Source organism: Synergistaceae bacterium, assembly GCA_021372895.1.
Lineage (GTDB): Bacteria > Synergistota > Synergistia > Synergistales > Synergistaceae > JAJFTP01.
In genome coordinates this window covers 58,517-82,826 of sequence record JAJFTP010000081.1, presented here as the reverse complement: position 1 = coordinate 82,826, position 24,310 = coordinate 58,517, and the positions used below count along the sequence as shown (strand labels likewise).

Here is a 24,310-nt window from a genome sequence, read left to right as displayed (position 1 = left end):
GCGACACGTTTAAACGGGGCGACCTGCTTTATTACAACGGAAATTACTATGTCTGCACGGTGGATGGAAACAGCGGAGTTTTTACTGTACAAAAGGGTCCGTGGTACAGCAGCACACCGGAAAATCGAGCGGATGCATGGTATAAATTAGTTTCGTAACATAAACTAAAAATACCTGGTAATATGATCTTTCAAGGCTTATAACGATTCTTTTGTCGGAAAAGCTGCGTTATAAACAATAAACCTTACTGGCAGCAGATAATTCCAAGCAGAGAAAAGGGAGGTTAAAATGGGAAAAGATAAGACGATCAACGTAGGAATTGGATTTGCAACAGGGCGCAAAAGTTTCCAAAAGGTTTTAAAAACTAATGTTTATACTTGGAAAGAAAGTGGTTTAACAGAAAAAGAGAATGTCCATTTAAATTTATTTGTTGCATATGATTTAGCATATTCGAACACTAAATCAACTGATTATTCAAACGTGAGCAAAGATGTACTGGACCTGATTGACGACACCTATTTTATCGGCAGCGCTGCAATCCGAAAAGAAGCTGACTATCTGATGGGGAATAATGTCATCAACGAGGCTGAATCTAAGTTGTTTTTCGGAAGCGGATACGCAGCACAACGCAATGCCGCGCTTTATACAGCCATGAAAAATAATATGGATTATCTTGTTTTTCTCGACGATGATGAATATCCTATGGCAGTTACCAAGACACACCCTACCGCTATATGGAGCGGACAGCATGTGCTGGCGACTCATCTGCAATATATCAAACAGGCTGATATCACTAATGGACATCACTGCGGGTACATTTCGCCGATTCCGTATATCAAGTTTAACGACACCATGCCAGAGCATGTTTTTCGTTTGTTTATTGAGGCGATAAGCAATGACATCAACAACTGGGACACGATACAGTCCGTTATGGAAAATGGCGGTATTACCTATGCAGACACAAAAATTTTAGTGAGCAACGACGCCGAAGAAGTGCATCAAATCAATCATACCAAATTTATATCAGGCTCTAACTTATGTATAAATCTAACTGATCCCCATAGAGTCAGCCCATTTTATAACCCACCCGGCGCGCGGGGCGAAGATACTTTTTTAAGTACCTGTCTGGGTGAGCGCAAAGTGCTGCGTGTGCCCTGCTATACATTCCATGACGGCTTTTCCACCTATCATCATCTGATGGATGGCGTGCTTCCCATCAAACTGAAATATATTCAGGCAGATTCCGAATTTATTGTAACACGCTTCTACCGCGCCTGCATCGGGTGGATACGATATAAACCGCTGCTGCTGTATATCACACAGCAAGAGTGTTATGAAGAAAAAATTAAAGAGATGCGGGAAGGGATTGCCGCCGCACTCCCCAATATTTGCGCTTATTTTGGGCGCAGTGATTTTATGAATATAGCAAAAGAACTGGAACACTACGATAAAAATGTCAAAAAACATTATCGGCAATTCATTGAAACACAGCGAATCTGGACTAAAATTTCAGGATTTCTCGCAGACCGACATCCAGGCAAGTTATGAACAGCAACCTTCTTCTGGCATCTGACCACATCAGCTGATTTTATTGTGTAACTATTATATTGCTGAATTCGGCAGTAGATTGATTCCACGTACGAAGACCCGCGCTGCCGGAAAGATATGTTGGATCAGAGAAATCCATGACAGGTGCACCATCGACCGTGATGATCTGATGGTCACTTTCAACGCTGATACTTATTGCGTGCAAGGCATTGACATCGAAACCAGCGGGGAAAGAGACTCTTTGTATGGGATTGGATTCTTTCCCGTTTGTGACGACTCTGACAACAAATGCGTTGTAACCTGTATCAAATTGAAAACAATAGCCTGATATCCCAGGCGTAAATCCTGATACCTGGTCGGCTCTGTAATACACGCCATAGCCGCTGTTGCCGGAAATATTACCGCTGAGAAAACGTCCGGTGAGTGAAAGTGTATAGTCCGTCCATGATGGATCGCCAAAAGCAAGCCGCCTTTCTCCGGTTGAAGAAGGAGACACCAGATGACCGTCCGATATCAGCCAATTTGCGCCATATAGAGTCTTAAACTGGCCGAGACTGCTTAGGTCGGCTGCAAAAAGCACGTTGCCGGCACCTCGCAAAACAGGATAGACAACATCCGCCTGTCCGGAATAGTAAGATGTGAGCGATATGTCCGAATAAAGATTATGAGAAGATGCCATCTTTTCCAGTTTTGCCTTTACCCCATCTGACAGATCCGCAAGATTGGCAGAAAAACCAATGAATTTGTCTGAGCTGTCAAGGGCTAGGCTATATTCTGCATGAGCTGCAGACGCTTCCTTAAGATTTATATAATCTCTGAGATCAATAATATCAGAAGGCCAGTCACCGGTAGAGGCTTTGCATATAAGAGCTGCGGACTTAAGACTGCGCAGTTCGGCAACAATACGGGCAGCCTCAGCCCTGTCGGCTCCGGATACCATGGAAATAAGTATCATGCCGGACAAAACACTGATAATAATAATTGCGATAAGGACCTCGATCATTGTAAAACCGCAGTTTTCTGATTTTTCCCTCATCAGTCCGCACCTCCTCAGAAATAAAATTCCATTCGCATATTTTACATCATTAAAAGATTAATAAAAACACAGTCAATTTCTCAATTACAAACCATGCTGTAGCGATAAATTGTGCAAAATACGATGGGGCGCCTCTACTCGTGCAAGCAGCTATGATTCTTTATGTCCTTCCGGGCCGGTGCCGATTATTATGTGTGCTGCTTTTTTTAATTGCCGCTCCATTATTATCCGATATATCACAAAATTGATTTTCGAATACATCTGTTCACGGAAACCATGGTGTTCTGGAGTATAATCTTACAAGATTTTTAAGCAAAGGACAAATAAAAATGGACACGATAAATATCGTCAACGCTTTTGAAAACAACCTGAAAAACGTATCCCTCAAAATACCAAAAAAGCAGATAACGGTCTTTACAGGAGTTTCCGGTTCAGGAAAATCATCGATCTGCCTCGACACTATAGCCGCCGAGTCGAGGCGCGAGCTCAACGAGACGTTCCCGTCGTTTGTGCAGCAATTCCTGCCGAAGTACGGAAGACCGAATGTCGAGCGCATCGAAAACCTTCCCGTTACCATTGTCATCGACCAGAAGAAACCGACGCCAAATACGCGCTCGACCGTCGGGACATACACAGACATCTACTCTCTGCTGAGGTTGCTTTTCTCCAGAGTCGGACATCCGTTCATCGGCTATTCGGATTCGTTCTCGTTTAACCATCCTTCGGGCAAATGTCCGCGCTGCGACGGGTTGGGCGAGGTACACGACCTCGACATACACAAGCTGGTGGACTTCAGCAAGAGCCTCAACGACGAGGATACGATCCGCTTCCCGACGTTCGGCAAGGGACTTTGGCGCTGGAAACGCTATGCTTGGAGCGGCCTCTTCGACCTGGACAAGAAGATAGAGGACTACTCAAAGGAGGAACTTGACCTCTTCCTCTACTCGCCTCAGATAAGACTCAAAAATCCCCCTTCGTACTGGCCAAAGTCAGCGAAGTACGAGGGGATGTTTCCACGCATGTATCGAAGCATAATCACTACAAAAGAAGGCAAGCGCTTCCAGCACATCCTCGACAAAATGGTCAGTACGTTCGAATGTCCTGAGTGCCACGGTTCACGCTTGAACGAGAAGGTGCGCAGTTGCCGCATAAACGGCAAAAATATAGCCGATGTCACTATGATGCCGATACCGTACGCAATAGAGTTCATAAAATCCATAACGGACCCGCTTGCGGTCGACATGAAGCGTGAGATCACAAAACGCCTCGGAGCGCTCGAGGAGATGGGCCTCGGTTACCTCTCGCTGAACCGCGGCACAAGCACTTTGTCCGGCGGAGAGGCTCAGAGGATAAAGATAGCCAAGTATATAAACTCGGCTCTTACTGACATGTCCTACGTTTTGGATGAGCCCAGCGTCGGCCTTCATCCGAAGGACATAAGCCTGCTCAAAAACTCGCTCATGCGGCTGCGCGACCACGGTAATACCGTGCTCATCGTCGAGCATCACAGAGAGGTCATAAAGCTCGCGGACCACATCGTAGATATGGGGCCCGGCGCTGGACGCAGGGGCGGCGAGATAGTCTTTGAGGGAACATATCCCGAGCTGCTTGCGGCTGACGGCAACCTCACGGGGCGGCTGCTCAAGGCAAAATCTCCGTTCAAGACAAACATCAGAAAACCGAAGGGATTTTTCCATATAAAGGGCACAAACCTCCACAACCTCAAGAACGTCTCGGCTGACCTGCCTCTCGGTGTCATGTGCGTCATAGCCGGCGTCGCCGGCTCCGGCAAATCATCGCTCATGGAGTCTTTCGCAAAGGTCTGTCCAAACGAGATAATAATGATAGGGCAGAAGAATATCGGTATAAACCTGCGCTCAACGCCCGCCACTTACCTCGACATAGCAGATGAGATACGCACCATATTCGCTGCTGATAACAAGGTCTCGAAGGCATACTTCAGCTTCAACTCGAAGGGCGCCTGCTCAGTCTGCGGAGGAAGCGGCGTCATAGTCTCAGGCATGGCCTTCATGGACGCAATAGAGACACTCTGCGACATGTGCCACGGCAAGAGGTTCAGCAATGAAGTGCTGGAATACAGGCACATGGGCAAGAACATAGCGGACGTCATGGACATGACTGTAGACGAGGCTGCGAAGTTTTTTGAGGGCGAAAAACTTGTCAAAAAGCTCATCTCTCTGCAGCGCGTCGGCCTTGGCTACCTGCATCTGAACCAGTCCATGACAACTTTGTCCGAAGGAGAACTTCAGCGCGTGAAGCTCGCATCTAACCTGGACCGCAGCGGCACTATATTCGTCCTCGACGAACCCACTGACGGCCTCCACCTCTACGACATAAGGACTCTCATGAAGCTCTGGCAGGAGATGACGGACGCCGGAAACACACTCTTCCTCGTCGAGCACAGCGTGGACGTGATGAAAGAAGCTGACTGGATAATCGAACTCGGCCCGGGTGGAGGAAGATCCGGCGGCGAAATACTCTACACGGGAGAACCGCGGGGGATACTCTTCTGCGAACGCTCCGTGACGAGGCCTTATCTAATGGACAGTCTGCCGAAATGAAGTATAAAACGGGGAGCACGTTCCCCGCCCCCTGTCTGGACAGCTGACGCGCCGCCTGATTCTGTAAAAAGAAAAAGATTTCTAAAACATGTATTTGTTTTGCAGCATTGCCATCATTACTATTCTGTTATAATCCGATATAACATTTAAATTTCATAATATCAAGTCTTTAACATAATAACTGGGGTATGTTTAAAAAACTGGAAAAGAAGGGACAAAATGTTTGAAATATACCCTATACGGCAGACAAAAGAAAGAGACCCCGGCAAAGTATCGGGGACTATTGATAATTTTTGGTGCCGGGAGGGGGGGTCGAACCCCCACGGGTGTTACCCCGGAGGATTTTGAGTCCTCTGCGTCTGCCATTCCGCCATCCCGGCAATTTCTGTTTACTCCGTAAGGCAGAGAACACTATAACATTATTGTGTTTTATCCGCAACATTTTATGGTATAAAATTTATCCCGCAATTGTCCGCTTTGGAATCAACGCGTGTAAGATATGTTTCCTCTGTGCTTTGAATGAGGTAATATATAGCGTGTGATAAAGAACTTTACAGGGGGAATTCGCGATGAAGGATATTATTCTTTCTCACTATACGGTAAAGGACATCGATCCTGCTCCATGGAAGGAAACCTGGGAGAATCTCGCCGGATTCGGGGATAGATTCGCATCGAAGCTGGCGCCGATGGGCATTAAGCTGAAACTCCGTAAGGTCATACTGGATGACATAACACAGGAAAACCTTATGATGGGCAACATGGTTACAATCGAGTCTCCGGAATTGAACGTCGAAGAGACTCCCATTGAGAACCTGCTGATGCTGGAGCTTGATTTTTCGGATTGTGACGACTGCATCACGCCTGGCGGTGCGAAATTCCCGTGCAGAACTTTTAAGGATTTCGACGGCAAGAAATGTCAGGCTCTGCCTGAGGAATTTTTCATAGAGGCTACGCTGCGAGTGACGTTCAAGTCACAGCACACTGTCGGCTGCAGCTGTTCAGATTGCTCTTCCTGCGCAAGCGGATGCGGTGACGAGGAACAGGGCATCAGCCATAACTATCACAAGGAGTGAGCAACATGGCAAATTTCAATGTAACCACTAAGGGCGGAGACAAGGGCATAACTTCTCTGGGCAACGGCATAAGGGTACCCAAGGACGACCGGCGCGTCGAGCTGTACGGAACGTTGGACGAATGCCAGGCAGCACTCGGCATGGCACGGGCGGCATGTAAATTCCCCTCTATCGCTGAGGATATTTTCTTCATAGAGGATTACCTCTTAAGCACAATGGCATACTTCGCCAAGTGCGACTTCCCCACTCCCGATCCCCGTATAATGGAGAATATCGCGGTTCGCGTCACAGAGAGCATAGTGGAGGCAAATATGTTTGTGCGCCCCGGAGATTCTGCATGCGGCGCCGCGCTGCACCTTGCAAGGACAATCGCAAGGCGCGCCGAGCGGGTCGCTACGCCGCTTTACAGAGAAGGCTCGATAGAAGAAAAAAGCTATATGTTCTTAAACAGATTATCAGATGTAATATACGTTATATCTTTGAAGGTGGACGAAGAAGAGCGCAACCTTGTAAATGAAAGTAAGGCATAACATGAAACCTTGATGAGCAGAAAAGAAATAGGTCATCCTTTATACGGCTGATCCCGTTTATAATGGACAGCATATGGGCGAACGGTCTCGCCCATTTTTTATTGTTCGTCATCTGCGTCTTCAGCGAATCTCTTCCAGAAATTTTTTAATCTCTCTTTGATACGGGCCTCGGCGCCAAGTTTCCCCGGATGGTAGAACCGCCTGACTTCCGGAAGATAGGCCTGAGGTACCCAGTGTGCGGGTTTATCATGCGGGTAGATATAGCCTTCCCCGTCGTTGCGGAGATGATACGGCACTTCCATCAGGTCTCCTGATTCAATGGCCTTTGTGGCCGCGTTTATGGCAAGGTATGAGCTGTTGCTTTTAGGCGCACAGGCAAGATATATCACAGCCTCGCTGAGTATCAGGTTCGCTTCAGGAAGGCCTACCCTATCAACTGCGGCAGCAGCGTTCTGCGCGATGACAAGCGCCATCGGATCTGCGAGGCCTATGTCCTCGGACGCAAATATGCACAGCCTGCGGCAGATGAAGCGCAGGTCATCCCCGCCGGAAAGCATTCTGGCAAGCCAGTAGACCGAGGCATCAGGATCGGAGCCCCTCATGCTCTTTATAAGAGCGGAGATGACCGCGTAGTGGTCATCCGATGCCCTGTCATATCGCTGGGTTGCCATACCGGTGCTCTCAGCGACGATTTTCTCCGTAAGCACCTTACCGCCGCCAAGCGCAACAGAGGACACTGACGCCTCAAGACGTGTCAGTGCCTGTCGCGCGTCGCCTCCGGCAAGTGCCGCTATCTTTTCCAGTATGCTCTTCTCCGCACTGACTTCAAGCATCCCGAGCCCCCGCTCTTTGTCTGTGAGCGCGCGTTCAAGCAGTTCAAAGAGGTCTTCGTCCGTAAGCGGCTTAAGCGTATATGTTATCATGCGCGAGAGCAGTGTCTTGTTTATCTCAAACCAGGGATTTTCCGTCGTAGTCCCGACAAGGATGATGTCTCCGGTCTCCACGGAGGGAAGCAGTACATTCTGCTGTTTGCTGTTAAAGTGGTATAACTCGTCAACGAACGCTATCGCAGATCTGCCTGAAAAACGCTTCTCATCCTTAGCTTTGTCAACAAGTGAGCGCAGAGTCTCCACCTTAGCACTGACGGCATTTATCTCAAGCAACTCACGTCCGGTCATTTTTGCCATAAGCCTGACCAGCGTTGTCTTGCCAACCCCGGGCGGACCATAGAGTATACAGCTGGGGACCTTTCCGCCTTCAAGCATCTGCCGAAGCGGTTTGCCCGGACCCAGGATATGCGACTGCCCGATATATTCGTCAATTGTGCACGGACGCATCCGCTCGGCAAGCGGTACTTCATAGCTTCTCGCTGCCGACTTTTCACCCAGATCGAATATGTTTTGTTCTTCCATTTGGATCAGAAAATTTTGCGTTCGATAAAACGCATGAGGTCCAGCGAATTCTTTGGAGCTTTAAGTCCTTCTTCCTCAGTGGTAATACGCACCATCGGGAAACGCGGAGCAAGGAAATCGCGCGCGACATCCGCAAGTCTGCGGCCCATGGATGAAGGGTCAAATGATGGGTTGTTCTTCCAGTCTGCCGGCGTGAATACTGCGTCAGAAGGTATAGCTATTGCTTGGATACCGAACGCTGCCGCTCGTGCCAGCCAACAGTCAAGAGTCGGAGATGTCGAATCAGGCATTGCAAGTACCAGGTTATGCGCACCATTGAGCCATTTTTCACCGCGTTTAGCAAAAATCTCTCGATACTCCCACGGCACCAGCGGCTGAGGATCATCCAGTGCAGAGAGAAGGTCGGACAGAGCAGGATAAGAAGCATCAGCCCACTCTTCCCACTCAGGCTCCGTCCTCTGAACAAGGACAGCACGGATCCCCGCCCTGCGCGCGGCCTGAAGGTCATAAAGGAAGTCTCCTATGAAAATACAGCCATGGATTTCTACCCCCATAAAGGCAGCAGCCGAGACAAGCGCACGCGGATCAGGCTTCAGCCATCTTGAATTGTCCCTGTTCCACGTCTGCGCGGGAAGCTTGACGCCGATGGCCTCGGCTGCAAGGCTTATAGAGTCCGCACAGTTGCGCGATACAATGCAATATGGGATATTTTTGGAATCAAGACGATCGAGAAGTTCCAGCGCACCGGGAACAGGCACTGCATTTTTGGCACATTCAATCTCAAGGTCACAAAGGTCTTTCATAAGAGAAGTTTTGTCCTCTTCCGACAGTGTCTCGGCATCTTCGATCAGCATGGCAGGCCTGCCGCCGTAATAACGTTCCCTTATGCCGGAAAAGTTCAGTTTTGTGTCTGCTATTACTCCGTCCCAGTCAAGAAGCACTCCTGACGCGACTGACGGATGCCAGAATGGTGGTTTTATTTCCATTTATGCGCTCCTGGTGAATCAGATTTGTGTGAAAATCAAAAAACCCCGCTGGAGCCGTGTACGGAAGGTCTTGACCCGCTCCTGAAACAGGATGGAACCCCATCCGCCCAACTTGGTCAACCAAAAGGTCTCCGCCGCCGACGGTAAAAGGTTCTGCCGGGATGATTTGTTGGCTCAAGACACAACCCGTATTCCACGAACTCCGCAGGGGTAATTATCAAGGTTCCTGCTAATTATTATACCCTTGAGCAGAAAAAACACAAGGGCAAATGGACCGTGGCGTTATTTTTAAATGCCGCCCCAACCTATTTCGTCCAGCTCTTCTTTTATATGGCTGCGAAGCCATAGCCCTACATCTGCAGAACGCAGCAATTCCCTATCCCCGCCAAGAGCCTCTATTATCTCGTCAGAGTCCAGCACATATTCACCTTTGTCCGTCCTATGCCTGTATGTCCAGTGTATTTCAGGATGACCCATTATAAGTGTCATCACGGTTGCGGGCATATCTCCGAGCGGCGGCCTGTCAATACTGCTGTACCGGAACGTAGCTGTTATCTTCGTGCCCTCCCCCGGTTTCGTTCGAATGGAAAGACCCCCTCCGCTAAGTTCAGCAGACTGCTTAAGGAAAGGAAGTCCCATGCCTACCCTGCGTGTGGTCCTTGTCGTAATGAACGGGTCTGTGACCTTAGAGACAAACTCTTCAGTCATGCCTCTTCCGTTATCCTCAACTGAGAAGATAAGGCGGTCTTCTGCGGGGTTCTCAGTTATTTCGATCGTCACATCTGTTCCGCCTGCCATTACACTGTTTTCTGCAATATCAAGCACATGTGCGGACAAATCCTCAAGCATCAGTGTCACTTCCCGATGTAATTTATGTTTCTTCTAGTATAATCAGATTGCTGTGGCAGTCCAGCCACAATTTACGGAGGTGAAGTCCCTTTGTTCAATATCGTCATCCATGGACACTTCTACCAGCCGCCCAGGGAAGATCCCTGGCTTGGCACAGTCCCAAAAGATCCTACCGCCGCGCCTGATCACGACTGGAACGAGCGGGTATACAGCGAGTGTTACAGACCAAACAGTGCGGCTCGCATACTCAGCTCCGACGGGCTTATCCTCTCCACTATGAACAACTATTCTCATCTGAGTTTCGACTTCGGCCCTACTCTGCACAGATGGATCGAACACGAGGACGCCAAGCTCAACAACTCCATCATACGATCAGGCGGAAAGGCGATCGCCCAATGCTATAACCACATGATAATGCCTCTTGCCTCCTCACGCGACAAGGTTACACAGGTCGTATGGGGGATCAGAGATTTCGAATACCGCTTCGGCAGGAAACCACACGGGATGTGGCTGCCTGAGACAGCAGTGGACCTTGAAACACTGGATATCCTGGCAAAAAAAGACATAAAATTTACGATCCTTGCCCCGCGGCAATGCCTCGCAGTTCAGAGACAGGGCACATGGCATGAGACACCCGGAGGAAATGGGCTCGACGTCACGCTCCCGTACATATGCAGACTCCCATCGGGACGCTCAATATTTATCATCTTCTATCACGGGAAGATATCACATGATATTGCATTCGGAGGACTTCTGGATAACGGTGACAGATTCAGCGAAGCGCTCGTCAGTTCGATAGAAGTACGGACAGAGGACAGGCTGCTCGTAGTCGCTACCGACGGCGAAACCTACGGACATCATCATAAGTTCGGAGAGATGGCGCTGGCACGCGCGTTTAAAAATCTTCTCTCAAATCCCGAAGTATCTCTGCCGGGCATAGAAGAGTTTCTTGAGAAACATCCTCCGACAGACGAGTGCAGAATAGTTGAAAATACCTCATGGTCGTGCATACACGGCATTGAACGCTGGCGCAGCAACTGCGGCTGCCACTCAGGCGGTGAAGCAGGATGGAACCAGGCATGGAGAGGGCCTCTGCGCGCGGCATTTGACAGACTCCGCGACAGGGTGGACGAGATATATGAGTCGTATATATCACGCTTTGGCGACGCATTTGCTCTGCGCGACCTGTCAATAGATCTTTTTAAATCGGGCATATATATTCCAAGGATGGAGAAAAGCGAGAGGGACAGAAAATTTCTAGGAGAATATCTAGGTGGGCTTGATGAAAAAACAGAGGATGAAATCCTTTCGCTGCTGGACGCCCAGAGGATGCGTATGTTCATGTACACATCATGCGGCTGGTTCTTTAACGATATTACAGGCGTAGAGACAAAACTGGTAATTTCGTACGCTATGCGTGCGGCGGAACTTACGCAGAACATATCCGGCAAAAACCTCATGGCAGATCTTATAGCCGACCTTGAAAATGTAAAGGGGAATGTTCCGGAGACCCCGAACGCAATGGTCATTGCGGAACGTGATATCATACCTCATATACCCACAACACAGCATACGGGATCAGACCCAGCCGAAAATGTATATGTAGCATCGGATGGCACAATGGTAAATAAGGAAGACATACCCTCTGGGGGAGGAACCGGAATGACAGAAATGAACTACGGAAGTAATCTCGCTCAGTCCCTGCTTTCGACACTCGAACGGGACCCGGCTTTCCGCAACATAGCATATTTTTCAATGGAAATAGGCATAACGCAGGAGATACCTACATATTCCGGCGGACTTGGGATCCTTGCCGGAGATATACTAAAAAGTGCTGCTGACCTTGGCGTTCCAATGGTAGGAATAACACTGCTCTATAAAAAGGGGTACTTTGTACAGAAGATAAACAAAGACGGGAGACAGACAGAACTCCCGGCAGAATGGGATCCTGCAGACAAGCTGACACTGCTTCCCAACCACGTTACAGTTGCCATGGAAGGCAGACAGGTAACAGTGGGAGTCTGGAGCTATGTTCTGTCCGGCCACTCGGGTCATCCGCTTCCTGTGCTCTTTCTGGACACGGACTTCCCCGAAAACACCCCGGAAGACAGGCTGATCACAGCGGAACTGTACGGCGGGGACAACAAGTACAGGCTATGCCAGGAACTGATACTCGGCATAGGCGGACTTCGCATGCTCCGCGATATGGGATTCAGAAATATAAACACTTTCCACCTTAACGAGGGGCATGCCGGGTTTATCTCACTGGAGCTCTTACGGGAACAGGGCTATAGTGACATCGAAAAGATCCGCAGCCAGGTCATATTCACGACCCACACGCCTGTTGCCGCAGGTCATGACTTTTTCTCCTACGATTTGATAAAACAGGTCATAGACGGAGGTTTCACAGAAATACTCCAGCACAGCATAGGAGGCAGCGGCCTTTCTATGACCGATCTGGCGCTTAAGTTCAGCCGTTATGTCAACGGCGTCTCGCGCAAACACGCAGAAGTCAGCCGAGAGATGTTTAAAGACCCTGCGATCGACTGGATAACAAACGGAGTTCACTCTACGACATGGACAGCACCTGAATTTGCAAAACTTTACGATAAACACATCCCAGGCTGGCGCAACTCCCCTGACAGGCTTATGCAGGCACTGCACATACCCGATCAGGAGATATGGAGGGCACATCAGGCTGCGAAGATGAAGCTTCTTGCGCTCATACTCGAAGAGACGGGGCAGGAACTTGACGCAGATATACTGACTATAGGATTTGCACGCCGCGCCGCTACTTATAAGCGTGCGGACCTCGTCTTTACCGATATAAAAAGGCTGCTTGAGATAGGTTCGGGGAAGCTGCAGTTCATATTCTCAGGCAAGGCCCATCCCCATGATGAACCCGGCAAGGACATGCTGCAGAAGATATATAACATCTCAAAGGAACTTGGGAAAGCAATGCCTGTCTTATTCATTGAAAATTACAACATCGGCTCTGCAAAGCTCATAACTTCAGGCGTCGATCTGTGGCTGAACACTCCTGAGCGCCCTCGCGAGGCGTCAGGCACAAGCGGGATGAAGTGTGTCCATAACGGGATAATGAACTTTTCGGTTCTTGACGGCTGGTGGATAGAGGGCTGCATTGAAGGACATACGGGCTGGGCGATAGGTCCGGAGCCGAGTGAAAACGACATGAACGGCTACGACGAATCAGAGGATGCCATGGACCTCTACAGCAAACTCGAAGGGAAGATAATCCCAACATACTATGGCAACCGGGAAAGGTGGATATTGATGATGAAGCTTGCGATATCAGTAAATGCAAGTTACTTCAACACGCACAGGGTCGTTGCGGAATACTGCGAAAAGGCTTACGGGACAATATTCCGCGGGCATTGATATGATGATGCCGAAGGAATTCTCACTGAAAATCCTGCATGTTGCGCCGGAATGCGCCCCACTCGCAAAAAAAGGAGGGCTGGGTGACGTTGTGGGCGCACTGCCGAAAGCGCTGCAGGAACTTGATATTGACGCACGCGTGCTGATCCCGGCGTGGCCGGGGGTCTTTGACAATGCAAAAAAATTCTGCACACAGGACAAAAAATTCATCGGCGATATCAGCATAGCCCTTAACTGGCGTGCGTGGACCGCGCACGTCTGGGAGGTAAAGCTCGACAGGCTGCACATCTATATGCTTGAACAGGATGAACTATTCTCAAATCCTGACATTTATCCGGAAAAGATGACAGTAGAAAGTTCTTTCCCCTTTCTGTTCTTATCTTTCGCTTCATTTGAACTTCCTTCTGTAACATGCTGGAAGCCGCAGTTCCTGCATGCCCACGACTGGACTGCGGCCCCTGTTCCGGCAGCGCTTCGCTGGCATAGGTACTACTCTTCGTTCAACGGCGATTATGACACCGTCTTCACTATTCACAACCTTGCTCATCAGGGGCTCTTCGACCCGTCGGCGCTCAGCGCATGGGGTTTTGACCCAAAAGCCTTCTCCCCGCTTGATCTAAACAGTATGGAGTTTTACGGACAGGTCAACCTCATGAAAGGGGCCATTATCACCTCTGAAGCAGTAACGACAGTCAGCCCGAGGTACTCGTGGGACATACAGACTCCGGGCGGAGGATTCGGACTTGATGGCGTCATAGTAGCCCACAAAAACAAACTTTGCGGCATAATCAACGGGATCGACTACGATGTGTGGAATCCGCTGACGGACAAGATGCTGCCCTGCAATTACAGCAGGTCAGACCTATCAGGTAAAACTAAATGCAGAGAAGCGCTTCTGGAAAAATGCGGCTTTAAGGATGACGGACGTCCCGTAGTGATATTCATCGGACGTCTCACAGAACAGAAGGGCATAGACATCATGCTGGATGCACTCGAAAAATTTCTGCCGGAAAATATTTACGCAGTAATCGTAGGGTCAGGTAACGAACTCTATAACCGAAAACTTTCAGAGTTTGCAGAAGATTATTCCGAATCTGTCCATCCTGTTGTCCGCTTTAGCGAAGAGATGGCCCATCTGGCTTACTCAGGCGGGGACATCCTCCTTATGCCATCGCTCTTTGAACCGTGCGGACTGTCTCAGCTTATTGCTTTCGCCTACGGGACCATACCGGTGGCACGTGCGACCGGCGGACTTGCAGATACAATCATAGATGCTGACGATTCAGCCGATGGCACTGGTTTCCTGTTCACAGAATACAGCATCGAAGAGCTCGTAAAAGCTTTGGATCGTGCCCTGGATGCAAAGCGCGACACAAAAAGGTGGAATAGGATAATCAACAATTCGATGCTGAGAGATTTTTCATGGGCCGCTTCGGCCAAAGCATATGCGGAACTTTACCGTAATATATTGACATCAGACTAATAGACACCTATATCGCAAAGAGCTATAATCGTACTATACCTATAATAAGTGATTTAATTCATTTATGCTCCATCTATTCATTACATAATCATCAAAAAACAATACAATGGAGAAACAGCAATGAGATCTGTCTATAATTTATCAACATTTTCTTAAGGGAGGCGGTTTCAATGATACACGGTAAATACGGCAGAGTTTTAGGTATCGTTCTTGCCGGCGGGAAGGGAGAACGCCTTATGCCTCTGACAAGGTACAGGGCTAAACCTGCAGTCCCCTTTGCTGCAAAATATCGCATCATCGACTTTGCACTCTCCAATATGGTCAACAGCGGTCTTTTTTCTATTTATTGCCTTATTCAGTTCAAGAGCCAGTCACTTCATGAGCACATCGGCAAAGGCTGGCAGTTCGGCAGCGCACTGCGAGGGCGCGACTTCTTTGTGAATGTAGTCCCTGCTCAGATGTGGGACGGCGAGCGCTGGTACGAAGGTACGGCAGATGCTGTATTTCAGAACATGCACCTGGTTACGCTATTCGATGCGGATAGGATATGCATATTCGCAGCGGATCATGTTTATAAAATGGACATAGAGCAGATGCTGCAGTTCCACATGGATACCAAGGCAGACATCACCGTTGCCGCATACGTAGTCCCGTCATGCGAGGCGCACCAGTTCGGGTGCATAGCAACAGACAAAACCGGCCGCATCATCGATTTCGTCGAAAAACCTGCAATCCCGCCCGAAATACCGGGCAGGCCCGGATTCAGTTTCGTATCCATGGGGAACTACATCTTCGAACGTGAGACGCTTGAAGAGTCGGTCCTTTCCGACAACGAGAGGAAGGACAGCACTCATGACTTCGGGCGCGATATACTGCCTATGCTCTATAAGAGCCACAGGTTAATGGCTTACGACTTCTCGACCAATGTCCTTCCGGGTGATGACAGGCCTTACTGGAAGGACGTAGGAAACATCAAAGCTTACTGGGAGGCCCACATGGACCTGCTGCACCATCCTTCAGCACTGAGCCTCTATAACTCACTCTGGCCGATTCGTACTGTATCATACTCAGACCCTCCGGGATTCACATATCCGGCGCATGACCACGAATGTTCAGTTGACGGATGCCTGCGCGCCGAGGCCAGCCGCGTGCTTGGCGCAGACATCCGCAGGAGTGTGCTCTCACGCAACTGTGTCATTAACTCAGGCGCCGTAATAGAAGAGTGCATAATAGGACAAGGCGTGGATATCGGTGAGAACTGCCGCCTGCGCAAGGTCATAGTTGATGCTCACAACAAAATTGCAGCCGGAACATCAATCGGATTTGATGCTGCGGCCGACGCTGAAAAATATTTCCGTGATCCGGACTCCGGCGTAACAGTAATTGGGATGCCGAAAATTCAGCTTCGAAAAAACCTTCAGATTCCCGGGGCTTACGAGAATATTTTCAGGTCTCCGGACGAGATGGGATTCTAGCTCAAATTTCACGGATAACAAATGTCGGCGTGGGAAGATCCTTTCCCACGCCGACATTTGTTATCAGAAACGTGCAGCCATTATTTCCCTTATACTTCGATTACGTATATTATGCATTGACAAATATTTCACCAAAGAGTAATCTACACTAGTTTGATAGGGATGGTGAAGATAATGGCAATAACACAAAAATGTCAATATGCGCTTAGAGCAATATACGAGCTCGCGTACCATCATAATGAAGGCCCCTGCAAGATAGGAACTATAGCAGAAGCTCAGGGGATCCCTGTCCGCTTTCTTGAAAACATACTCAACAGTCTTAAAAGCGCCGGATTAGTTGACTCGGCACGAGGTAAGGATGGTGGTTATTACCTGCTTCGCAACGCTGATTCGATCACGGTAGGAGAGGTGATACGTTTCGTTCAGGGATCGTTAGGACCTGTTGAATGCACTACCCGTATCGACGATGACTGCAGTTTCTATGAAGACTGCGTCTTTCGCCCACTCTGGGACAAGGCGCGTGAGGCGCTTGAAGCCGTCTACGATGGCACGACATTCCAGGATCTTGTGAACCAGTCAGAAAGCAACTGCCGCTCGGCGCTTTGCAACTGCGGCAGGAAGAAATAACACAATACATCAGAGGGGTGATTTGTAATGACACCGCGCAAAGTTTATCTGGACAACTCAGCAACAACTCAGGTCGATAAAAAAGTACTTGAGGCAATGATACCCTATTTTTCGGAAATATACGGCAATCCGAACAGCCTTCACGAATGGGGGCAAGAGGCAAGAAAAGGCGTTGACAAGGCACGCTCTCAAGTTTCAGAGCTGATAGGTGCACAGCCTAAAGACATAATCTTCACGGGCGGCGGAAGTGAAGCTGATAATCTGGCAATAAAGGGCACCGCATGGGCGATGAAGGACAAGGGCAAGCATATAATAACAAGCGCGATAGAGCACCACGCCCTTCTTGATACAGTTAAATGGCTAGGCAAAATGGGCTATGAATATACGATCCTACCTGTGGACAAATACGGACTAGTGGACCCGAAGGAACTTGAGGCTGCCATCAGACCAGATACTATACTTGCATCTGTTATGTTTGCAAACAATGAGATAGGCACGATCGAGCCGGTGGCAGAACTCGGTGAAGTATGCCACAAACACGGAGTCCTTTTTCATACAGACGGCGTTCAGGCAACAGGACACATCAAGATAGATGTCAAGGAACTGCCGATAGACATGATGACCATGGCAGCGCATAAAATGTACGGCCCTAAGGGTGTGGGAGCCCTTTACGCACGAAAGGGGCTAAAACTGACACCTGTAATACACGGAGGCGGCCAGGAGTTTGGATTGCGCTCAGGGACCGAAAACACTCCGGGGCTCATTGGTTTCGGAATGGCTGCGGAGCTCGCTGCGGAACGCCTTGCAAGCGGTGAGATCGAAAACGAAAGACGCCTTCGCGATAAACTTATCGACGGATTGCTTGAGAGGATACCGGAGACATTACTTACAGGACACAGAACACAGCGTCTTCCATACCACGTCAGTATCTGCGTCAAGTATATAGAAGGAGAAGGGATGCTTCTTCTTATGGATTCGGTCGGCATAGGAGTATCGAGCGGTTCTGCCTGTACTTCCGGCAGCCTTGAGCCAAGCTACGTTCTTCTCGCTCTGGGACTTGACCACTCCACGGCACACGGCTCGGTGCGCATGACACTAGGAAAGGACCTGGGCGACGAGGATATCGATTACGTTCTTGAACAGTTCCCGCCTATAGTCGAGAAACTTCGCGCCATGTCACCGTTCTACAACAAAAAGTAAATATAATCGATCTAAAAAGAGGAGAGGTTGCATTATGTACACTGAAAAAGTAGTTGATTATTTTATGCACCCACGCAACGCGGGAAAGATCGACGACGCCAATGCTATCGGAGAAGTAGGAAATCCGGTATGCGGCGACGTAATGAAGATATATCTCAAGATCAACGATAAAGAGATCATAGAAGATATAAAGTTCGAGACTTTCGGATGTGCGGCGGCTATCGCGACAAGCTCCATGGTCACGGAGATGGCAAAGGGCAAGACGATCAGCGAAGCCCTGAAAATAAACAATAAGGACGTAGCCGAAGCCCTGGGCGGGCTGCCGCCTGCAAAGCTCCATTGCTCAATGCTCGCCCAGGAGGGGATCGAGGCCGCCATTGCGGATTACTTCAGACGTAAGACAGGAAAGGTCCCTGAGGGCTTCAAAGCCCCGACGACATGCATAGAATGCGGCGGCTCATGCGGCGATGACACTTGCAGCGGATCGACTTCGCCTGCTGAAGAGGAAGAGCTTTTTGTAAGTGAGGATCACCGTGCCACAGAGTGAAGATATTAAGGGCAAAATAGTCGCGGTCTGCTCTGCCCCGCAAAAGGGCATGATAAAACACGACATTAAAGAGGGCGTGCTGATCAAGGAGATAGGGCTGGAGGGTGATGCTCATGCCGGTTTCATGCACAGGCAGGTCAGCCTCATCTCCATGGAAGATATACGCACTATGATGGCAAAGCTGCCCGACCTTATACCGGGCAGTTTTGCGGAGAACCTCACAACTGAAGGATTTGACCTCAGCCGGCTCAAAATCGGCGACAGACTCAGGGTAGGAGAGACGTTGCTCGAAGTTTCACAGATAGGCAAGGAATGTCATTCACACTGTGAGGTCTTCAAGAAAACAGGAGAATGTATAATGCCTAAAAAAGGCATCTTCACCCGTGTTATCGAGGGTGGTAAGGTTAAAGTCGGAGACACTATCCAGTTCGCAGAATAAAAATATCGGCAGAAATATACAGACAGCTATATTTTGCTTATCAGGCTGTCTGTATTTTTGTCTGCGAGCAAGGAACTTGGGGGATATCGTATGAAGGATACAAAAGATTCAGGGCATCATAACGTGAATGGACATGATGAAGGCTGTTCCTGCTGTTCCTGTTCAGCCGTTGACAATGTTTTTGAGGAATGCGAAGAGGAAGAAAAGACTGAGCGGGATGAATTCCGCAGAGAAATATTATTTCTTTCAATTATGGGGACCCTCTTTGCCTTATGTCTCATAGCAGAAGAATTCTTTGCCGAACATATCAATGGCTACGTGTTGAACACGGCGTTTCTTGCCCTTTATCTGTTCTGCGGGTTTCCTGTGCTGAAAGTCGCATTTCGGGCCCTGTTAAAGGGAGATGTTTTCAACGAATTCACTCTGATGGGCGGAGCGACACTTGCGGCGGTTGCCATAGGCGAGATGTCGGAAGCCGTTGGCGTAATGATATTCTACAGACTTGGAGAAGCGTTTCAGGAGAAAGCCTCTTCGCAATCACGCCGTTCAATAAAAGCGCTGTTAGCGCAAAAACCGCTATTTGCACGCCTTATAAGGGACGGAATACCCATAAATATTGATCCAAAGGAAATAGTTAAAGGGGACATAGTCCAGGTACTCCCCGGAGAAGTTATACCTATAGACGGGATAGTCAAAAACGGGACCTCTCTGGTCGATTGCTCTGCAATAACCGGAGAATCTATGCCTGTTGCCGTTGGATCCGGAGGGACAGTACACGGTGGAACGCTTGCGCTTGACGGTCTTCTTACTATAGAAGCCGCAGGTCCGTTCGAAGATTCAACAATATCACGCATGCTGGAGATGATCCAGAATGCGGTGACCCGTAAATCACCCACGGAGCGATTTATCACACGCTTCTCAAAGTGGTACACTCCGGCTGTCTTTACCCTTGCTGCAATGGTGGCCTTTATTCCGCCGCTCACCGGAAACGGGGACTTTCATGAATGGTTCTACCGGGGACTCATTTTGCTGGTCATATCCTGCCCGTGCGCACTTGTAATATCCATACCGCTCGGATACTTCGGCGGCATCGGAAGTGCTTCGAAAAAAGGCATCCTCGTCAAAGGCGCAAATGTCTTTGACGCAGTAAACAAAGTTACAATCGCTGTATTTGACAAGACAGGGACCCTTACATACGGACAGTTCAAGGTCGCAGAAATAGTCCCGTCAAATGGGATCAGCATTGATGAACTGCTTAAGATCGCAGCTTCGGCCGAGGCAGGGTCAAACCATCCGGTTGCAAAATCGATCTTGGCAGCGGCAGGGGATATTCCTCTCCGCCAGGACTTACAGGTGACTCAGATCGCTGGCAAGGGGATGCTGCTTGCTGACAAAGGAGATACTGTAGTCGTAGGAAACTCCGCTCTTATTGCAGACTATGGGATCAGAACGCCGGAAGTTTCTGAAACCGGCACAGTCGTCCACGTTATGAAAAACGGGATATACATAGGTTATATTATCGTCACAGACAGCATAAGGAAAGAATCCTACCAAGCGGTTAAGGAGCTTCGAGAGCTTGGTGTTAAGGGGATCTACATGCTCACCGGTGACAGAGAAGAAGTTGCAAAATATGTTGCGAATGAACTTGGACTTGACGGTTATCGTTCAGAGCTTCTGCCCGGCGATAAAGTAGAGGCACTTAGGGATATATGCGGCGGGGACACTGCAAAAACACTTTATGTCGGGGACGGCGTGAACGACGGCCCGGTATTGGTAACATCCGAGACCGGGATAGCAATGGGCGGGTTCGGATCGCAGGTCGCAGTGGAAATAGCCGATGCTGTTATCCTTGACGATTCTCCTCTGAAGGTTGCGGAACTTCTCCGCGTTGCGAAAAAAACACATGTAATAGTATGGGAAAATGTTATTATGGCTCTTGGAGTTAAGGGGATATTCCTCGTCTTCGGCGCAGTCGGGCTTGCAGGGCTTTGGGAAGCGGTTTTTGCCGATGTCGGGGTAGCACTGCTTGCCATATTGAATGCAACGAGAGCATCAAGGGGTTAGCCGGAATATAAGGCAAATATGCACAGTTGTATCTGCTTTAATCTGATACAATGATCACAAGAAACAAATAAACCTCACGGAGGTGTCATATATGTTAACAAGTTCAAGAAATCAGTTCAAAGGGATAGTTACATCAGTCAAAAAAGGCGCCGTAAACGATGAGATTGTCATTAAGCTGCCAAGCGGGACCGAGCTTACGGCAATCATCACAGAGACAAGCACAGAGGCTCTTGGACTTGCTGTTGACAAAGAGGCCGTTGCGCTGATAAAGGCGACATGGGTAATAATTGCCACAGACCTTCAGGGCATCAGATTATCCGCGCGCAATCAACTGAAAGGAACTGTCAGGGAAATCAAGGCAGGCGCAGTCAATAGTGAGATAGTCGTCAAGCTTGACGGAGGCGAGGATCTTGTCGCAGTCATAACCTGCGAAAGCACACAGAAACTTGGGCTATTGCCCGGCAAACCTGTTACCGCACTGATAAAGGCATCCCACATAATAGTCGGAGTCGCAGAATAAGTTTCCATAATACGTCCGTAACTCTCCCCGTACTCTGTGACGCCACCGACATTGAGAAATGCCGCGCCGCATAGTTTGATGCCGCTGCAGATAAACTCGAGACGATGTTGCCTTAGCCGAACACTAAGATGGCAGCCAAAACAGATTTAGCTTGACTAAACCCGCAAGGCGGAGGAAAATTATTCATCTTAAAGAATACATGGGAAATTGTATCCAGCGGGGGGGTATAAAAACATGGACAGCAAAAAAAGGGAACATATACTTGAGTTGCTTGAAAAAAACGGCCGGTATGAGCCAAAAGAGATAGCCGCCATGCTTGGGTTAGAAATTGAGGAAGTAAAAAAAGAAATAGAGTCCATGGAAAAAGAGCATATTATCTGCGGCTATCATGCTCTGGTCAACTGGGACAAGACTGACGACGATAAAATCTCGGCACTTATCGAGCTTAAGGTGATTCCTCAGAGAGGCAACGGCTTTGATAAAATAGCTGAAAAAATATACCAATATCCGGAGGTAGAATCGCTATACCTTATGTCCGGCGGATATGACTTTACAGTAATCCTAAAAAAAGCAACCATGAAAGAGATCGCCTTTTTCGTCTCTTCCAAACTCGCGGTCATAGAAGAGGTTCAGAGCACGGCGACACATATAGTGCTCGTGCGCTATAAAGATCATGGCATACCGCTTGTCAATATCAGGAAAGATATGCGGATGGTGGTAACTCCATGAGAGATATGATTTGCGACAAAATTAAAAACATAAAACCGTCAGGTATACGCAGGCTGTTCGACATCGCAAACGAGATCCCTGACGTCATATCGCTCGGTGTCGGAGAACCTGACTTCGACACGCCTTGGCATATACGCGAGGAAGGCATCTACGCACTCCAGAAGGGCCGCACATTTTACACTTCCAATTCTGGGCTGATTGAACTGCGCGACGAGATATGCGGCTATATAAAGCGCAAATACGGTCTTGAATATGACAGTTCTTCGGAAGTAATGCTGACCATCGGAGGCAGCGAAGCCATTGATGTCGCTTTAAGGACGATACTCAACTCCGGAGACGAGGTCGTCTATCCGGAGCCATGCTTTGTCTCTTATCAGCCATGCATCCTTCTCTCGGACGGAGTGCCGGTTCCTATAGAACTGAGCGCAGATACCGACTTCCGCCTCACACGCGGGCAGCTTGAGGCAGTTATAACCGACAAGACAAAGGCGCTGCTTATTTCATATCCCAACAACCCCACCGGCGCAATAATGGAGCGAAAGGATCTTGAAGACCTTGTTGATGTCATAATCAAGCATGACCTTATAGTAATCAGCGATGAGATATACAGCGAACTCTCATATAGGAACAGCCACGTCAGTATCGCCTCCCTGCCAGGCATGCAGGCGCGTACCATACTTATCAACGGTTTCTCCAAGGCCTATGCAATGACGGGATGGCGCCTCGGCTACGCACTTGCTCCGGCACATATCATGGAATACATGATAAAGATACATCAGTTCGGGATCATGTCGGCACCTACGATCAGCCAGTATGCAGCAATCGACGCACTCAGGAACGGAGACAAGGACGTTGAAATGATGAAAACGGCCTATGACCAGAGAAGGCGCTACCTTATGGAGGCGTTCCGCGAGATGGAGCTGCCCTGCTTTGAGCCTTTTGGGGCGTTCTACGTATTTCCGGACATCTCCGAGTTTGGGATGACCTCAGAGGAGTTCTGCACTGCACTGCTTAAAGCAGAGAACGTGGCTGTCGTACCTGGCTCGGCCTTTGGAGAATGTGGAGACAAATATGTGAGAATATCCTATGCTTACTCGGTAGAGGAACTCAAAGAGGCTATGAAACGTATCTCCAGATTCATAGATAAGCTGCGGGGCTGAGAAACACATAACCGCTGCAGGAAAGCTCAAACTATACAAGCGATCCATCTTAATGCTATGCAATATGTACAGTTTGAAATACCTGCAGCAGGCTATATAAAACTGTTTTGAGCCCTGTTCAGACTATAGGAACGGCGACCTTCCCTTCAAGCCAGAAGACGGTCGCCAGTTTTATTCCCTGCCTGCTCTTATTACACCTCTGCTGCTTATGGGAGAGTGAATTCTATCTCCTTCGATCCCATTATGTTGCAGGCAAGCTGGATCCGCAATCTAGCCCCTGATTTCAGCCCCTTGAGTATGACGCTGTCGCTGAATCCCTCGGACGAGCCCTGCTTTGTATATTGTTTCAGCACAAGCTGCTTGTTTCCTTCAATGATGCTCATTACCAGGATATAATGCTTGTTAGGGTCGTTAACGTTATGCTGTGCAGTAACATTGAGCGTTTCTCCCGATGCGTCCCAAGTCGCGGATATATTCTTGGGCGGATGTGCGAATGCAGAGCCGGACGCTAAAACCATCACCGTCAACGCCATTAGGATCGTTATAATTTTCCTCAATACTATCACTTCCCCGTCTGATTTATTTTACCATGACTGTTAAGGAAACGCTGAATGATCAAATACACAAAGAATTACGGTAAAACTATCGCTT

At 48.8% G+C, this 24,310-nt stretch carries 20 protein-coding genes, 1 tRNA gene and 1 pseudogene; 16 read left to right on the top strand and 6 right to left on the bottom strand.

Annotated elements, in window-relative coordinates; translation table 11 throughout:
• The first annotated feature begins 288 nt into the window (after positions 1-288).
• The gene (locus LLF78_07790; GenBank protein ID MCE5202395.1) at positions 289-1,548 is read left to right on the top strand and encodes a hypothetical protein; all 1,260 of its coding nucleotides are present in this window, start codon (positions 289-291) and stop codon (positions 1,546-1,548) included.
• A gap of 40 nt (positions 1,549-1,588) precedes the next feature.
• Here LLF78_07790 and LLF78_07785 read toward each other — a convergent pair whose 3' ends face one another.
• On the bottom strand, positions 1,589-2,584 hold the full coding sequence (locus LLF78_07785) for a DUF1080 domain-containing protein (protein ID MCE5202394.1): 996 nt from the start codon (positions 2,582-2,584) through the stop codon (positions 1,589-1,591).
• Between the two features lie 329 nt (positions 2,585-2,913).
• Between LLF78_07785 and LLF78_07780 the strand changes: the two genes are divergently transcribed.
• Complete coding sequence (locus tag LLF78_07780) at positions 2,914-5,166, top strand: excinuclease ABC subunit UvrA (protein MCE5202393.1); 2,253 nt, start codon at positions 2,914-2,916, stop codon at positions 5,164-5,166.
• Positions 5,167-5,460: 294 nt separating this feature from the next.
• Here the strand turns inward: LLF78_07780 and LLF78_07775 are convergent.
• Positions 5,461-5,546: transfer RNA gene (locus LLF78_07775), tRNA-Leu, on the bottom strand.
• 189 nt (positions 5,547-5,735) lie between these two features.
• Here LLF78_07775 and LLF78_07770 point away from each other — a divergent pair.
• Positions 5,736-6,239: a DUF2703 domain-containing protein gene (locus LLF78_07770; GenBank protein MCE5202392.1), complete on the top strand. Its 504-nt coding sequence runs from the start codon at positions 5,736-5,738 to the stop codon at positions 6,237-6,239.
• A gap of 5 nt (positions 6,240-6,244) precedes the next feature.
• Positions 6,245-6,769 carry a cob(I)yrinic acid a,c-diamide adenosyltransferase gene (locus LLF78_07765; GenBank protein ID MCE5202391.1) on the top strand — a complete coding sequence of 175 codons (525 nt, stop codon included), beginning with the start codon at positions 6,245-6,247 and terminating at the stop codon, positions 6,767-6,769.
• Between the two features lie 98 nt (positions 6,770-6,867).
• On the opposite strand, the gene LLF78_07760 is transcribed toward LLF78_07765, so the two are convergent.
• The 3 genes from LLF78_07760 to LLF78_07750 all read right to left on the bottom strand — a co-directional run bounded on the left by LLF78_07760 (position 6,868) and on the right by LLF78_07750 (position 10,016).
• Complete coding sequence (locus LLF78_07760) at positions 6,868-8,181, bottom strand: replication-associated recombination protein A (protein MCE5202390.1); 1,314 nt, start codon at positions 8,179-8,181, stop codon at positions 6,868-6,870.
• Positions 8,182-8,186: 5 nt separating this feature from the next.
• On the bottom strand, positions 8,187-9,167 hold the full coding sequence (locus tag LLF78_07755; protein ID MCE5202389.1) for an HAD-IA family hydrolase: 981 nt from the start codon (positions 9,165-9,167) through the stop codon (positions 8,187-8,189).
• A gap of 288 nt (positions 9,168-9,455) precedes the next feature.
• The gene (locus tag LLF78_07750) at positions 9,456-10,016 is read right to left on the bottom strand and encodes an ATP-binding protein (protein ID MCE5202388.1); all 561 of its coding nucleotides are present in this window, start codon (positions 10,014-10,016) and stop codon (positions 9,456-9,458) included.
• A gap of 90 nt (positions 10,017-10,106) precedes the next feature.
• Between LLF78_07750 and LLF78_07745 the strand changes: the two are divergent.
• The 12 genes and pseudogenes from LLF78_07745 to LLF78_07690 all read left to right on the top strand — a co-directional run bounded on the left by LLF78_07745 (position 10,107) and on the right by LLF78_07690 (position 23,659).
• Positions 10,107-11,591 (top strand): annotated as a pseudogene (locus tag LLF78_07745) (DUF3536 domain-containing protein).
• An 87-nt stretch (positions 11,592-11,678) separates the two neighbouring features.
• Positions 11,679-13,415 carry an alpha-glucan family phosphorylase gene (gene glgP / locus LLF78_07740; protein ID MCE5202387.1) on the top strand — a complete coding sequence of 579 codons (1,737 nt, stop codon included), beginning with the start codon at positions 11,679-11,681 and terminating at the stop codon, positions 13,413-13,415.
• A gap of 1 nt (position 13,416) precedes the next feature.
• On the top strand, positions 13,417-14,898 hold the full coding sequence (locus tag LLF78_07735) for a glycogen synthase (GenBank protein ID MCE5202386.1): 1,482 nt from the start codon (positions 13,417-13,419) through the stop codon (positions 14,896-14,898).
• A gap of 170 nt (positions 14,899-15,068) precedes the next feature.
• Complete coding sequence (gene glgC, locus LLF78_07730; GenBank protein MCE5202385.1) at positions 15,069-16,373, top strand: glucose-1-phosphate adenylyltransferase; 1,305 nt, start codon at positions 15,069-15,071, stop codon at positions 16,371-16,373.
• Positions 16,374-16,547: 174 nt separating this feature from the next.
• Positions 16,548-17,000 carry an Rrf2 family transcriptional regulator gene (locus tag LLF78_07725; protein ID MCE5202384.1) on the top strand — a complete coding sequence of 151 codons (453 nt, stop codon included), beginning with the start codon at positions 16,548-16,550 and terminating at the stop codon, positions 16,998-17,000.
• Between the two features lie 27 nt (positions 17,001-17,027).
• Complete coding sequence (gene nifS, locus LLF78_07720; protein MCE5202383.1) at positions 17,028-18,200, top strand: cysteine desulfurase NifS; 1,173 nt, start codon at positions 17,028-17,030, stop codon at positions 18,198-18,200.
• 34 nt (positions 18,201-18,234) lie between these two features.
• Positions 18,235-18,747: a Fe-S cluster assembly scaffold protein NifU gene (gene nifU / locus LLF78_07715; protein ID MCE5202382.1), complete on the top strand. Its 513-nt coding sequence runs from the start codon at positions 18,235-18,237 to the stop codon at positions 18,745-18,747.
• Positions 18,734-19,186, top strand: coding sequence for an MOSC domain-containing protein (locus LLF78_07710; GenBank protein ID MCE5202381.1), 453 nt, complete (start codon positions 18,734-18,736; stop codon positions 19,184-19,186). The genes nifU and LLF78_07710 overlap by 14 nt, the downstream gene beginning before the upstream one ends.
• Before the next feature lie 90 nt (positions 19,187-19,276).
• A complete protein-coding gene (gene cadA, locus LLF78_07705; GenBank protein ID MCE5202380.1) occupies positions 19,277-21,250 on the top strand; it encodes a cadmium-translocating P-type ATPase in 1,974 nt (657 codons plus the stop codon).
• A 91-nt stretch (positions 21,251-21,341) separates the two neighbouring features.
• Positions 21,342-21,770: a TOBE domain-containing protein gene (locus tag LLF78_07700; protein ID MCE5202379.1), complete on the top strand. Its 429-nt coding sequence runs from the start codon at positions 21,342-21,344 to the stop codon at positions 21,768-21,770.
• A 234-nt stretch (positions 21,771-22,004) separates the two neighbouring features.
• Positions 22,005-22,499, top strand: a complete 495-nt coding sequence (locus LLF78_07695; GenBank protein MCE5202378.1) for an Lrp/AsnC family transcriptional regulator — start codon at positions 22,005-22,007, stop codon at positions 22,497-22,499.
• On the top strand, positions 22,496-23,659 hold the full coding sequence (locus LLF78_07690; GenBank protein MCE5202377.1) for an aminotransferase class I/II-fold pyridoxal phosphate-dependent enzyme: 1,164 nt from the start codon (positions 22,496-22,498) through the stop codon (positions 23,657-23,659). The genes LLF78_07695 and LLF78_07690 overlap by 4 nt, the downstream gene beginning before the upstream one ends.
• 206 nt (positions 23,660-23,865) lie before the next feature.
• Here the strand turns inward: LLF78_07690 and LLF78_07685 are convergent, their stop codons facing one another.
• Positions 23,866-24,216, bottom strand: coding sequence for a hypothetical protein (locus tag LLF78_07685; protein MCE5202376.1), 351 nt, complete (start codon positions 24,214-24,216; stop codon positions 23,866-23,868).
• Positions 24,217-24,310 lie beyond the last annotated feature (94 nt).